The organism is Burkholderia sp. LMU1-1-1.1 (assembly GCF_040675865.1).
In the GTDB taxonomy this organism is placed as follows: domain Bacteria; phylum Pseudomonadota; class Gammaproteobacteria; order Burkholderiales; family Burkholderiaceae_D; genus Rugamonas.
Genome location: NZ_JBEGHG010000004.1, coordinates 91907 through 106406 on the forward strand (window position 1 = coordinate 91907; position 14500 = coordinate 106406).

The 14500-nt window shown below is 66.2% G+C and carries 9 protein-coding genes; 8 read left to right on the forward strand and 1 reads right to left on the reverse strand.

The genetic code is table 11. The features are described 5' to 3' along the window. The first annotated feature begins 7 nt into the window (after positions 1–7). Entirely contained in the window at positions 8–2323 is a 2316-nt protein-coding gene (locus tag MRBLMU1_RS05185) for a methyl-accepting chemotaxis protein (RefSeq protein ID WP_363498013.1), read from the forward strand. A 38-nt stretch (positions 2324–2361) separates the two neighbouring features. Next, positions 2362–8049 carry an Hpt domain-containing protein gene (locus tag MRBLMU1_RS05190; protein ID WP_363498016.1) on the forward strand — a complete coding sequence of 1896 codons (5688 nt, stop codon included), beginning with the start codon at positions 2362–2364 and terminating at the stop codon, positions 8047–8049. A gap of 131 nt (positions 8050–8180) precedes the next feature. Here MRBLMU1_RS05190 and MRBLMU1_RS05195 read toward each other — a convergent pair whose 3' ends face one another. Beyond that, entirely contained in the window at positions 8181–9635 is a 1455-nt protein-coding gene (locus MRBLMU1_RS05195; protein WP_363498019.1) for a cryptochrome/photolyase family protein, read from the reverse strand. A 168-nt stretch (positions 9636–9803) separates the two neighbouring features. Here MRBLMU1_RS05195 and MRBLMU1_RS05200 point away from each other — a divergent pair, with 168 nt between their 5' ends. The 6 genes from MRBLMU1_RS05200 to MRBLMU1_RS05225 are packed head-to-tail and all read left to right on the forward strand — an operon-like array spanning position 9804 to position 14492. Next, positions 9804–10490: a YqgE/AlgH family protein gene (locus MRBLMU1_RS05200; RefSeq protein ID WP_363498022.1), complete on the forward strand. Its 687-nt coding sequence runs from the start codon at positions 9804–9806 to the stop codon at positions 10488–10490. Between the two features lie 12 nt (positions 10491–10502). Continuing rightward, the gene (gene ruvX / locus MRBLMU1_RS05205) at positions 10503–10889 is read left to right on the forward strand and encodes a Holliday junction resolvase RuvX (RefSeq protein ID WP_363498024.1); all 387 of its coding nucleotides are present in this window, start codon (positions 10503–10505) and stop codon (positions 10887–10889) included. A gap of 9 nt (positions 10890–10898) precedes the next feature. After that, positions 10899–11414: a bifunctional pyr operon transcriptional regulator/uracil phosphoribosyltransferase PyrR gene (gene pyrR, locus MRBLMU1_RS05210; RefSeq protein ID WP_363498027.1), complete on the forward strand. Its 516-nt coding sequence runs from the start codon at positions 10899–10901 to the stop codon at positions 11412–11414. Positions 11415–11436: 22 nt separating this feature from the next. Beyond that, positions 11437–12402 carry an aspartate carbamoyltransferase catalytic subunit gene (locus tag MRBLMU1_RS05215; RefSeq protein WP_363498030.1) on the forward strand — a complete coding sequence of 322 codons (966 nt, stop codon included), beginning with the start codon at positions 11437–11439 and terminating at the stop codon, positions 12400–12402. Positions 12403–12410: 8 nt separating this feature from the next. Next, entirely contained in the window at positions 12411–13736 is a 1326-nt protein-coding gene (locus tag MRBLMU1_RS05220) for a dihydroorotase (RefSeq protein ID WP_363498033.1), read from the forward strand. A 21-nt stretch (positions 13737–13757) separates the two neighbouring features. Next, entirely contained in the window at positions 13758–14492 is a 735-nt protein-coding gene (locus MRBLMU1_RS05225) for a lysophospholipid acyltransferase family protein (protein ID WP_363498036.1), read from the forward strand. Positions 14493–14500 lie beyond the last annotated feature (8 nt).

A 14500-nucleotide genomic window follows, 5' to 3' on the forward strand; every position in this document is an offset into this window, starting at 1 on the left:
GGTTGGAATGGCTTTCAAGATGGGTAGTTTCTCGAATGGCAACCGGAATGCCGACCAGGACCTGACAGCGAGTTCGGAATTCGGCGAGGCCGGCGATTCGCAGTTCATGCATGCCGCCGCCGACAACGCAAACACTGCCGATGCCGCCGCCGACGGCGGCGCGCCGTTGCGTTTGCGCGATGCGCTGGGCCGCCTCGGCACCCGCGTGGCGCCGGCCGAAACCGCCGCCGGCTTCAAGCTTCCGCTGATCGGCCATCTGCCGGCGCAGCGCCAGTTGAGTATTTTGTCGACCGCGCTGGCCGTCAGCCTTGGCGCGAGCGCGGTGTTCGTCGCGCTCAATACCATCCACAGCGCCAACCGCTCGGCCCAAACCCAGGTCGCCAGCGATGCGCTGATGCACTCCCAGCGCATCGGCAAGGCCGCGCCGAACGCCGTGCAGGGCAGCGCCGAAGGCTTCCGCCAGCTCGAGGAAAGCCGCAAGGAACTCAATAACGACATCAAGCTGATGACGCGCGGCGGCACCTACCAGGGCCGTGAAATCGGCGAGCCGCGCGCCGACCTGGCGCCGGTGGTGGCGGCGGCGAGCAAGCAGTGGAGCGCGACCGACATCGCCGCCGACACCATCCTGACCCTCAAGGCGGACCTGAGCGGCGTCGACAAGACGCTGCAGAAACTGAACACGATGTCGCCCGACCTGCTGGCGCGCACCGAGGAAATCACCGCCCTCAAGCTGCAGCGCGGCGGCACGGCGCGCGAGCTGGCGGCGTTGGGCGGGCTGTCCATGCTGACCCAGCGCATGAGCCGCGGCGCCAGCGAATTCCTGACCGCCGGCGGCATCAGCTCGGAGACGGCGTTCCAGCTGGGCCGCGACACGACGGTGTTCCGCAACACGGTCGACGGTTTCCTCAACGGCAGCGCGCCGCTGGGCATCGCCGCCGTGCGTGATCCGGACCTGCGCGAGAAGTTCACCGCGCTCAAGGGCGACTTCGAGGAATATCAAAAGCTGGTGACGGCGATCCTCAATAAGCTGGACAAATTCAGTGCCGCGAAAACCGCCGAGCAGCTGATCTTCAACGATAACGAGGCGCTGCGCCAACGCCTGTCGGTGCTGCAGCAGGCCTACCGCGAAGACCAGGATTCGCTTGGTTTGACGTTCTGGCTGATGGTGGCCGGCGGCTTGCTCACGCTGATCATGGCGGCGGCCATCGGCCGCGTGCTGCTGATGGACTCCCACAACCGCACGCGGGGCGCCGACCGCCGCCGCCGGGAGGCGGAGGCGATGCGCCAGCAGTCGCAGCGCAAGGAGGAGGAAGCCAAGGCCATGAACGACCAGAACCAGGCGGCGATTCTGCGCCTGATGAACGAGCTGCAGGAGGTGGCCGACGGCGACCTGACGGTGCAGGCCACCGTGTCGGAGGACATCACCGGCGCGATCGCCGACTCGGTCAATTACACGGTCGAGGAGCTGCGCGGGCTGGTGGGCCGCGTGACCGCGACCGCCGAGCAGGTGACCAAGGCGTCCACGCACGCGCAAAGCATCGCCAGCAACCTGCTGCAGGCGTCGCAGCGGCAGTCGCGCGAGATCCAGGACGCCAGCGCCACCGTGGCCAAGATGGCCAACGAGATCACCGACGTGTCGCGTTCGGCCAGCGAATCGGCCGACGTCGCGCGCCAGTCGGTGGCGGCGGCGCAGCAAGGGTCGACGGCGGTGGAAAACGCCATCAAGGGCATGCACGAGATCCGCGATCAGATCCAGGACACCTCCAAGCGCATCAAGCGGCTGGGCGAATCGTCGCAGGAGATCGGCGAGATCACCGAGCTCATTTCCGACATCACCGAACAAACCAACGTGCTGGCGCTGAACGCGGCGATCCAGGCCGCGTCGGCCGGCGAGGCGGGACGCGGCTTCTCGGTCGTGGCGGAGGAGGTGCAGCGGCTGGCGGAGCGCTCGGCGGAGGCGGCCAAGCAGATCGGCGCGCTGGTGCGCACGATTCAAACCGATACCCACGACGCGGTGGCGGCGATGGAAAAATCGACCCAGGGCGTGGTCGAAGGCGCGCGCCTGTCCGACGCGGCCGGCGCGGCGCTGAACGACATTTCGCAGGTGTCGAACCGGCTGGCCGAGCTGATTTCCGGGATTTCGCTCGCCACCGGCCAGCAGGCGACGTCGGCCAACGGCGTGGCGCACAATATCCAGCATATCTTGACGGTGACCGAGCAGACGCAGGACGGCACGCAGCAAACCGCGCAATCGATCCATAAACTGTCGGTGCTGGCGCAGGAATTGAAAAACTCGGTGGCGCGATTCCGCATCGCGTCCTGAACGCACGCCGCGCACCTCATTGAAAGGCCTAGGCAAGCATGACCACAACTGATTTTTCGACACCGCCGCAACCGCAATTGGATACCGGACCCCTGTCATGGGTGATGGTCGAAATCCGGGAGTCGCTGGCGCGCTCCAGGACCGCGCTGGTCGAGGCGGGCGGCAGGGCGGCGGAAGATCAGGCGACGCAGCTGCAGCATGCGAAATCGCATTTGCATCAGGCCCACGGCGCGCTGCAGATGGTCGACATCGACGGCGTGAGCCAGATGACGCAGCTGGCCGAGGCGGCGCTGGACCGCTTCAAGGCCGGCACGGTCAAGTGTAGCACCGATCATGTGGAGGCGGTGTCGCAGCTGTATCAGGCGCTGGTCGAGTATCTGGAGGAACTGCTGGAGGGCGCGCCGTCGCAGCCGGCCAGGCTTTTCCCGTACTACCGCGCGGTGCAGGAGATGATAGGCGCCGACCGGATCCACCCGGCGGACCTGTTCTTCCCGGATTTATCGCGCATGCCCGAGCCGGATGCCGTCGATGCCGGCGCCGACACGGCGGCCGACCTGGTGGTCGACGAGGCGGTCGACTACACGGCTTACCGCCAGCGTTTCGAACGCGCGCTGCTGCCTTATATGAAAAGCACGGAGCCGGCGCAGCAGCGGGAACATGCCGCCGCGCTGCTCGACGCCGTGAAGCTGGTCGCCGATGCGCAGCGCGACGACAAGGCCCGCACGTTCTGGCTGGCGATGCAGGGCTTCGCCGAGCTGGTGGCCGGCGGCGAGCTGGCGGGCGGCTTGTATGTGAAGCAGCTGTTCGGATTGATCAATCTGCAAATCCGCCGTTTGAGCCAGGGCACCGTCGCGCAGCCGGACACGATGTTGCGCGATGCGCTGTTCTTCATCGCGGCGGCCGGCGCCGGCACCGAATCGCCGACGGCGAGGAAGATGCGCGCCGTCTTCGCGCTTGAGGGCCTCGCGCCGGCCGATTACGAGACCCGCCGCTATGGCCAGATCGACGCCGAGGCGCTGGCGCGCGCCAAGGCCGGCATGGCGCAGGCCAAGGCCAACTGGGACAGGCTGGCCGACGCGGAAATCGATCCCGGCCTGGACGCCGCGTTCGATACCGCGCTTGCCGACGTCGCGGGCGAATGCGACAAGCTCAATATTCCGGCCCTCAGTGCGCTGATGCGCCAGTTGGCCGAGGTCGCGCGCACCGCCGTTTCGGCCGGCCGCAGCGAGGAGCTCGCGCTGGAAATGGCGACCGCGCTGTTGTTCGCCGAGCATGGCCTGGAGCGGATCCGCCACCTGCCGACCGATTTCGCGGCGAATGCCGATACGATAGGCGCGCGGCTGCTGGCGCTGGTGTCCGGCGATACGCCGCCGGAACCGGCGCAGTGGCAGAACGGCCTGGCGCGGCAGATGCGGCAGGACGACACCGCGATCGCGCTGGCGCTGGAGATGAAGACCGGCTTGCGCCAGGTGGAGAAGGTGCTGGACGAGTACTACATCGACCCGGCCAAGCGCCCTTCGCTGGCGGAACTCGATCCGGTGCTGCACCAGTTGCAGGGCGCCCTGGCGATGCTCGACCAGGAAGATGCGATGAAGGCGGCGCAGCATGTCAAGGCGGCGGTGCGCTCGCTGGCCGACGGCGGCGCAGACTCGACGCAGGAGCAGAAGGCTCTCGATGACATCGCGCAGAATGTCGGCGCGCTGGGATTCTTTGTCGATATGCTGGCGCAGAACGCGGCCGGCGCGCGCGAGCGGTTTACCTTCGACGCGCAGCAGGGGACCTTCCGTTCGGTGCCGTTCAAGAAGATGGCGGAGTCGGAGTCGATACCGGTGCTGGATCAGGAGGTGCTTGCGCCTGCGCCGGCGTCGATGCCGGCCGAAGCGCCGCCGCCCGCCGCCAGCGATGCGGCGGTGGAGGCGGAGCTGCTGGAGATCTTCATCGCCGAGGCGCGGGAGGTGCTGGACTTTGTCGACGGGATGCTGGCCAAGCCACGTTCCGAATCCGGCGGCGAGCAGTCTCTGATCATGTTGCGCCGCTCTTTCCATACGCTCAAGGGCAGCGGACGGATGGTGGGACTGAACCAGTTCGCCGACGCCGCGCATGCGGTCGAGCGGGTGATGAATACCTGGCTGGCCGAGGAACGTCCTTCGACCGATGCGCTGTTCTCGTTGCTGGCGACCGCCGCGCGCGAGTTGGGTGCCTGGGTGGCGGAGTTGGCGTCCGCCGGCGTATCGGCCCGCAATGCCGACGCGTTGGTGGCCGCCGCCCTGCGTGTCCAGGAGGGTGGCGAATTCTTCATCGAGGAAGCGGCATCGGCCCTGGCGGCGGATGAGACGCCTGCGGCATCCGAGACACCCGAGGTCATCGAAACACCGGAGGTCGCCGAGCCGCTGAAGGTCGACGAGCCACGGACACCACCGGCGGCACCTTCCTCAACCGGCAACGTCATCGAGTTCCCCACCGTGGCGCCGCCGCTGGCGCCGCGCGACGACAACGTCAAGCATATCGGCGAGCTGGATATCCCTCTGCCGCTGTACAACATCTATCTGCACGAGACGGACGAACTGGTTCGCCTGCTGCAGCGGGACTTCGGCGAATGGCGCCATGAGCCGCGTCGGCCGGTCAATCCCGAGGCGCTGCAGGCATCCCATACCCTGGCCGGCACTTCGGGCACGGTCGGCTTCAAGGTTTTGCGCGAGCTGGCGCTGGCGCTGGAAGGAACGCTGCAATCGCTGCTGCCGCCCGCTCCGCATCTGGATCAGGCGCAGCACGATCTGCTGGACTTCGCGATAGAGCGCATCCGCCAGATGCTGCAGAGTTTTGCGCAGGGCGAAATGCCCGCCGCGCAGCCGGAACTGATCAGCGCCTTGCAGCAGCTGAGCGAGGAACTGGCCGCCACGCCGCCCGGCGCCGGCCAGGATATCGAGGCGCGCCTGGACGATCTGGTGGCGGAGACGATGGAAAACATCGCGTCGCCGCCGCCACCGCCGGAAGCGGAGGAGACGCCCCTGGATCGCTTGTTCAGGGAGGTCTACGACATGATCAGCGGGAGCGTGCCGGAATCGGACGCTCCCGTGCCCGCGTCCGAACCGAAAAAGGTCGAAGCGCGCGCCGATGACAGCATCGATGACCTGTTCAACGCCGCCTTTGACGACGCCTTCGCCGATCCGCCGCTGAATATCGCCGCGCCGCCATACCAGGCGCCCGCGCCGGCCGCCGCTCCCGTGGAGCCGACTCCCGAGGACGAGTTGATGGTCGAATCCGTGCTCGACCCGGAACCCGGCCCGGAATCTGAACCAGACCTCGAACCGGAACCGGAACCGGAACCGGAACCCGCTCCCACGCTGGACGCCGAAATCATCGAACTGGCTCCGGCCGAGCCGGAAATCCTGGCTGCCGCGCCGGCGCTCTTCAACGACGAGCTGGACGCCGATCTGCTGCCGGTCTTCCTCGAGGAGGGCGCCGACCTGCTGCCGCAAGTGGGCGAAGCGCTGCGCGCCTGGCAGCACAATCCCGCCGACACCTCCCACGCGCAAGGTTTGCTACGCCTGCTGCACACGGTCAAGGGCAGCGCGCGCATGGCCGGCGCGATGCGCCTGGGCCAGCACGCGCATGAAATCGAAACCCATATCGAAAACATGGTGCACGCCGGGTTCGCCACGCCTCAGGCGTTCGACGAGCTGCTCGCGCACTACGACCACGCCTTGCTGCTGTTCGAACAATTGCAGCATCCGGACGCGCTCAAAGCCATTCCGGCCGAAGTTGGTGCCGCCGGCCTTGCCGCCGACGTCGAAAGCATGGAAGCCGGCGCGCCGGCGACGGTGGACGGCGATGCCGCGCCCGGCGCCGACATCGCCGCCGCCGACGACGTGGCCGGCGTTCCTCCCGCGATGCCGTCGGGCGAGGAGCCACCGGCTGGCGTCAAATCGCCGCTGGTGCGCGTGCGCGCCGACATCCTGGACCGTCTGGTCAACCAGGCCGGCGAGGTATCGATCTCGCGTTCCAAGCTGGAGAACGAAGTCGCGACCTTGCGCTCGTCGCTGCTGGACTTCTCCGGGAACCTGACGCGCCTGCGCCGCCAGCTGCGCGAGGTGGAAATGCAGGCTGAATCGCAGATCGCCTCGCGCATGTCGGTGTCGAGCGACCGCGAATTCGACCCGCTCGAATTCGACCGCTTCACCCGGCTGCAGGAGCTGACCCGGATGATGGCGGAAAGCGTCAACGACGTCGCCTCGTTCCATGAAAGTTTGACCCGGGGCGTCGACACCGCCAGCAACGATCTGGTGCTGCAGGCGCGCCTCACGCGTGATCTCCAGCGCGACCTGATGCGGGTGCGCATGGTGCCGTTCGCCAGCATCTCCGAGCGGCTGTTCCGCGTGGCCCGTCAAAGCGCCAAGGAAGTGGACAAGCGCGTCAATCTGGACATTCGCGGCGGCGCCGTGGAGATCGACCGCAGCGTGTTGGAGCGGATGGCCGCGCCGTTCGAGCATCTGCTGCGCAACGCCATCGCCCACGGCGTGGAGTCGCGCGCCGCCCGGGGCGAGGCGGGCAAGAACGAGACCGGCGAGCTGCTGGTGCAGGTGACGCAGCAGGGTAACGAGGTTGTCATCGAATTTACCGACGACGGCGCCGGCCTCGATCTGGAACGCATCCGCGCCAAGGCGATCGGCAGCGGCCTGCTGCGGGAAGAGGACGAGGTCACCGAGGCGCAGATCGCCGACCTGATTTTCGAGCCGGGCTTCTCCACCGCCGAATCGCTGACCGAGCTGTCGGGACGTGGCGTCGGCATGGACATCGTGCAGTCGGAGGCGCAATCGCTGGGCGGGCGCGTCGACATGTTCTCCGAGCGTGGCAAAGGCACGCGCTTCACCATCCGTTTGCCGTTGACCTTGGCCGTAACGCAGGTCGTGCTGCTCGACGCGGGCGGCAAGACCTACGCCTTCCCGGCCATCCTGGTCGAACAGGTGCTGCAGATGAAGGACGCGGCGCTGGCCGAGGCCCATCAAAGCGGTTTCGTGCCGATCCATGGGCACCAAGCGGCGCTGCATTATCTCCCCGCGTTGCTGGGCGAGGCGGATGCGTCCCTGCCGGCGCAGCGGTCGGCGCCGGTGATGATGCTCAAGAACGGCAACGAGCGGCTGGCGGTGCAGGTCGACGAGGTGCTGGGGAACCGCGAGGTGGTCATCAAGAATATCGGTCCGCAGCTGTCGCGCATGGCGGGCATCGCCGGCGCCACGGTGCTGGGGACGGGCGATATCGTGCTGATTTTGAATCCGGTGGCGCTGGTGCAGCATCTGGCGCATCAACCGGAGGCCAGGCGGCAGTATGCGCAGGCGGCCAATCCGGCGCCGGCGCACGCGAATGCGCGGTCGATCATGGTGGTGGACGATTCGATGACGGTGCGGCGTGTGACGCAGCGTTTGCTGGAGCGCGAAGGCTACAACGTCCTGCTGGCCAAGGACGGCGTGGACGCGCTGGAGCAGTTGCAGGACATGACGCCGGATTTGATGCTGGTCGATATAGAGATGCCGCGCATGGACGGTTTCGACCTGACGCGCAATGTGCGCGGCGATGACCGGACCAGGGAGATTCCGATCATCATGATCACGTCGCGCAGCGCGGACAAGCACCGCAATTACGCCTTGCAGCTGGGCGTGAACGCTTATTTCGGCAAACCGTTCCAGGAGCAGGTGTTGTTGGAGGCGATCACCGGGCTGTTGAAATAGCCTGCGCCTCGCGCGGCAATTTTACGGGACTGTGCCAGTAACTTCGGATACACGTAGGGCGGATTAGGCGGCACGCCGTAATCGGCCATGCATAAGCCGCCGACGGCGCGTGCATGGCCGATTACGCTGCGCTAATCCGCCCTACGTGTCTCCGAGGTTTTTTTAACGACGTCGTAGCGCTCCAGCGTGCGTTTGCGCGCTTCGTCATGCATGACGACCGGCGCCGGATAATCCAGCGGCAGCATGCGCGGGGTTTGCCACGGCGCGTGGATCTCCTTGTCGCCGAGGTCCTTCAATTGCGGCAAATAACGCCGGATGAATTTACCGGCGCCGTCGAACTTCTCCGACTGTGTGACCGGATTGAAAATGCGGAAATACGGCTGGGCGTCGCACCCCGACGACGACGCCCATTGCCAGCCGCCGTTGTTCGACGCCAGGTCGAAGTCGTTCAGATGCAGCGCGAAATACGCTTCGCCGCGCCGCCAGTCTATGCCCAAATCCTTGATCAGGAAGCACGCCGTCACCATGCGCAGGCGGTTGTGCATATAGCCGGTCTGGTTCAGTTGCGTCATCGCCGCGTCCACCAGCGGATAGCCGGTGCGGCCTTCGCACCACGCGGCGAACAGCTCATCCGCCTCCGCTCCCGTCTCCCACTGGATGGCGTCGTAGGCCGGCTTGTAGGCGCCGCCCACCACGTGCGGATTGTGGAACAGGATCATCGCGTAGAACTCGCGCCAGATCAGCTCGGCCAGCCAGACCGGCGCGCCTTCGCCGCCGGCGCCGCGCGCCATCAGGTCGAGCACCGTGCGCACCAGATGGCGCACCGACAGCGTGCCGAAGCGGAAATGCAGCGACAGGTACGACGGTCCTTTGACCGCCGGATAGTCGCGCGCCGTCTTGTAGTCGGCGATGCGCGGCAGGAAATCGTCGAACAGCGCCGCCGCGCCGGACATGCCGGTCGGAATGTTCAGCTCGGCCAGGTTGCTCGGCTCGAAGCCCAGCTCGGCTAGCGTCGGCAACGCGGGCGCGGGCGAGGGCGGCGGCGCCAGCCGCGCCGCGTGCGGCTCGATGTGGTACGGCGCCAGCACCGACGGATCGGCCGCCATCTTTTTCAGCCAGGCGTTCTTGTAGGGCGTAAACACCGAGAACACGCCACCGGTTTGCGACAGCACTTCGCTCTTTTCAAAGATCACCTGGTCCTTGTAGCTGAAAAACTGGCGGCCGGCATCCTTGAGCGCCCCGGCCACGGCGGCGTCGCGGGCGATCGCTTGCGGTTCATAATCGTGGTTGCAGAAGACGGCGTCGACGCCCAGCTCGGCCGCCAGCGCCGGGATGTCGGTGACCGGATCGGCATGGCGCACGATCAGGTGGCCGCCCAGTTGTCGCAGTTCGCCGGCCACCTCGGCCAGGCTGGCGTGGATGAAGTCGACACGGCGGTCGCGGCGCGGCAGGGCGTCCAGGATGGTCGTATCGTAGACAAAAACGCAATGCACGGTGGCGCTGTTTTGCAGGGCCTGATTCAGGGCGACATGGTCGAACACGCGCAAATCGCGGCGCAGCCATACCAGGGATGATTTCAGTTTCATTCGGTCTGTGTCAATCTCGTGGGGGAACGCAATCATGGCCGCACCCTCAATTCAGTGTAAACTATCGGTGAGAGAGATAGCTGCCTGCGGCGCGATGTTACATCATTTGTCCAGGACATAGCGATAGCACGGTAGTATCATGCACCCAGCACAGAGAGAGCAACGCGTATGAAGAAGAGCAAAATCGGCAAAACTCTACCTGTATCCGGCCTCAGGAAAGGCGACCCCCAGGACGAGCCACAGGATGAGATCGACGAATTGGGCCCCATCGGCGCAGGCGCGGCCCCATCCCTGAACCTGGCAAATCATTTCCTAATTGCAATGCCTTCCATGCAAGATCCGGTCTTCGGCGGCACCGTCGTCTATGTCTGCGAGCACAACGAGAACGGCGTGTTGGGCGTGGTGATCAACAAACCCACCGATATGACCATGCAAGTGTTGTTCGAACGTATAGACCTGAAGCTGGAGGAAGGCCCGGGCCTGGAATCGCACGTGGACGAGCCCATCATGTTCGGCGGCCCGGTGCAGGACGACCGTGGTTTCGTGCTGCACACGCCGGGCCACCGCTACTCGTCGTCGCTGACGGTCACCAAGGATATCGCGTTCACGACATCGATCGACGTGCTCGAGGCCGTCGCCGCCGGCGAGGGCCCGCCGCAGATGCTGGTGTCGATCGGCTACTCGGGCTGGAGCCCGGGCCAGCTGGAGGAGGAGATCGGCCGCAACGGCTGGCTCACGGTCGGCGCCGACCCCGACATCCTGTTCAACCTGCCCATCGAGGAACGCTACACGGCCGCCATGCGCCTGCTGGGCATCGATCCGCTGATGCTCACGTCCGAGGCCGGCCATGCGTGAGTTCGGTCAACCGTGAGCGTCGAAACCATCTTCGCTTTCGATTTCGGCGTCAAACGTATCGGCGTGGCCATGGGTAACACCATGATCCGCCAGGCCCAGCCAGTCAAAGTCATCTCCGCCATCGACAACGCCACGCGCTTTGCCGACATCCAGGCCTTGCTCGACGAATGGAAACCCGCCCGCCTCGTGGTCGGCCTGCCCATGCATCCCGATGGCGCCGAGCACGAGATGACGGCGCGCGCGCGCAAGTTCGCCAACCAGCTCAACGGCCGCTTCAACCTGCCGGTCGAACTGGTCGACGAACGTTATTCGTCGGCGGTCATTTCCGCCAAGCGCGGCGAGGTCATCGACGACCGCGCCGCCGCCATCATCCTGCAACAATATTTCGACGCAACCTAGCGAACCACCATGTCCACACTGAACCCCAATCAACTCGACGCCGAGGCGCTGTACGCGGCGCTGCTGGCCGACGTCAAGGCCGGCCTGGAAGGCGTTGCCGACGTCGCCATCGTCGGCATCCACTCCGGCGGCGCCTGGATCGCCGAGCGCCTCGCGGCCGACCTCGGCCTGTCGGCCCGCTGCGGCGTGCTCGACGTCTCCTTCTACCGCGACGACTATGCCAAGAAGGGCTTGCCGGCCGAGGTCAAGCCGACCAACATCGGTTTCGACGTCGCCGCCGCCAACATCCTGCTGGTCGACGACGTGCTCTACACCGGCCGCACCACGCGCGCCGCGATCAACGAGCTGTTCGACTACGGCCGTCCGGCGCGCATCATGCTCGCCGCGCTGGTCGACCGCGGCGAGCGCCAGTTGCCGGTGGCCGCCGATTTCGTCGCCGCGCATGTGGCCGTGCCGCAAGGGCAGGCGCTGGTGCTCAAGCGCGCCGACGATGGAAAATTCACGCTAACCATAGACCACGCTTAATTTAATCGCGATCCACTACACCATGCTCAATCCGCAACTGAATAAAAACGGCGAACTCCAGCACCTGCTGTCGATCGAGGGACTGCCCAAATCCATCCTCAATCACATCCTGGACACCGCCTCGTCGTTCGTCGGCATCTCGGACCGCGACGTCAAGAAAGTGCCGCTGATGCGCGGCAAATCGGTGTTCAACCTGTTCTTCGAGAACTCGACCCGCACCCGCACCACCTTCGAGATCGCCTCCAAGCGCCTGTCGGCCGACGTGATCAACCTGAACATCCAGGCCTCGTCGGCCAGCAAGGGCGAATCCCTGCTCGACACCATCGACAACCTGTCGGCGATGCACGCGGACATGTTCGTCGTGCGCCACGCGCAGTCGGGCGCGCCGTACCTGATCGCCAAGCACCTGTACGACACCAAGCAGTCGCACGTGCACGTGGTCAACGCCGGCGACGGCCGCCACGCGCACCCGACCCAGGGTCTGCTGGACATGTACACGATCCGCCACTACAAGAAGGACTTCACCAACCTGACGGTGGCCATCGTCGGCGACATCCTGCACAGCCGCGTGGCCCGTTCCGACATCCACGCGTTGACCACCTTGGGCGTGCCGGAAGTGCGCGCGATCGGCCCGCACACCCTGCTGCCGGGCGGCCTGGAGCAGATGGGCGTGCGCACCTTCACCAATATGGAAGAGGGCTTGAAGGGCGTCGACGTGATCATCATGCTGCGCCTGCAAAACGAGCGCATGAGCGGCGCGCTGCTGCCGTCGGCGCAGGAATACTTCAAGAGCTACGGCCTGACGCCGGAGCGCCTGGCCCTGGCCAAGCCGGACGCGATCGTCATGCACCCGGGGCCGATGAACCGTGGCGTGGAAATCGATTCGGCGGTGGCGGACGGTCCGCAGGCGGTGATCCTGCCGCAGGTGACGTTCGGGATCGCGGTACGGATGGCGGTGATGAGCATTGTGGCGGGAACGCAAGGATGAAAGCAGGAATGAACTCGAATAAAAATCTCCATATCAAGAACGGCCACCTGGTTGACCCGGCCAACGGCATCGACGCCAAGCAAGACCTGTACATCGCCGATGGCAAGGTGCTGGCCATCGGCGACGCGCCCGCCGGCTTCACGGCCGACCAGACCATCGACGCCAGCGGCATGATCGTCTCGCCCGGCTTCGTCGACCTGTCGGCGCGCCTGCGCGAGCCGGGCTACGAATACAAGGCCACGCTGGAATCGGAAATGCAGGCGGCGATGCAGGGCGGCGTGACCAGCCTGATCTGCCCGCCGGACACCGACCCCGTGCTCGACGAGCCCGGCTTGGTGGAAATGCTCAAGTACCGCGCCAAGACGCTGAACCAGGCCCACGTGCACCCGCTGGGCGCGCTGACCGTCGGCCTCAAGGGCCAGGCGCTGACCGAGATGGCCGAGCTGACCGAGGCCGGCTGCATCGGCTTCGCGCAAGCCGAGGAGCCGATCGAGGACACCAACGTGCTGCTGCGCGCGATGCAGTACGCCAAAACCTTCAACTACACTGTCTGGCTGCGTCCGCAGGACGCGCACATCGGCCGTGGCGGCATCGCCGCCAGCGGTCCGCTCGCTTCGCGCCTGGGCCTGTCGGGCGTGCCGGTGATGTCGGAGACGATCGCGCTGCACACCATCTTCGAGCTGATGCGTTCGAGCGGCGCCCGCGTCCACCTGTGCCGCCTGTCGTCGGCCGCCGGCATCGAGCTGGTGCGCCAGGCCAAAAAGGAAGGCCAGCCGGTCACCTGCGACGTCGGCGCCCACCACGTCCACATGACCGACGCCGACATCGGCTTCTTCGACTCCAACGCGCGCCTGACGCCGCCGCTGCGCAGCCAGCGCGACCGCGACGCCATCCGCCTCGGCCTGCTCGACGGCACCATCGACGCGCTGTGCTCGGACCACACGCCGGTCGACGACGATGAAAAACTGCTGCCGTTCGGCGAAGCCTCGCCCGGCGCCACCGGGCTGGAACTGCTGTTGTCGCTGACCCTGAAATGGGCCGACGATTACGTCGCCGGCCAGCACAACGGCGCCGACAAGGCCGCCATGCGTCCGCTGGCGCGGGCGATCTCGCGCATCACGGCCGACGCCGCCCGTGTCGCCGGCCTGACCGCCGGCACCTTGTCGGTCGGCGCGGTCGCCGACGTCTGCGTCTTCGATCCGCAGGCGACGTGGACGGTGGAAGCGTCGGCGCTGGCCAGCCAGGGCAAGCACACGCCTTTCCTCGGGTACAACCTGACGGGGCAGGTGCAAACCACCATCGTGGCTGGCCACGTCGCCTATCAACGCGGCTGATTTTCCCGCATGAAGATTTCAATGATGTTGCGCCTGGCGCGGGTGATGTTGCACGTGTTGCTGGGGATGGGAATCTGCGCCACGGTGTTTCCGTGGATAAGCCAGGACAAGCGTAACGACCACATCCGCCGGTGGTCGACCCGGTTGCTGAGGATGTGCAACGTCAGCGTCGAGCAGCAGGCGGCCGCGCCGATGCTGGAGCGGGCGGTGGTGGTGGCCAACCACGTTTCGTGGCTGGACATCTTCGTCGTCCACAGCCTGCATCCGAGCCACTTCGTCGCAAAGGCCGAGATCCGCTCGTGGCCGCTGGCAGGCTGGCTGGCGGAGAAGGCCGGCACCGTGTTCATTTCGCGCGGCAACCGGCGCGATCTGCGGCATATCTTCAAGGGGCTGGTGGCCACGTTGGAGCGCGGCGAGCGCGTGGCTTTCTTCCCCGAAGGCACGACCTCGTCGCAGGGCAACCTGCTGCCTTTCCACGCCAACTTGTTCGAGGCGGCGATCGACGCCAAGGTGCCAGTGCAACCGGTGGCCTTGTCGTACGTCGATCCGAAGGGCGGGCGGCATCCGTCGGTCGACTTCATCGGCGACATGACCTTCGCCGAGAGCATCATCGCCATCCTCGGCGGGCCGCCGGTCGTGGCGAAACTGATGGTGCTGCCGCCGATCGACACGATAGGCGCGCACCGGCGCGAGCTGGCCGAGGTCACACATCGGGCCGTCGCAGACGCGCTGGGTGTCACGGCGGCGCCGCACTAGGGCGAGCC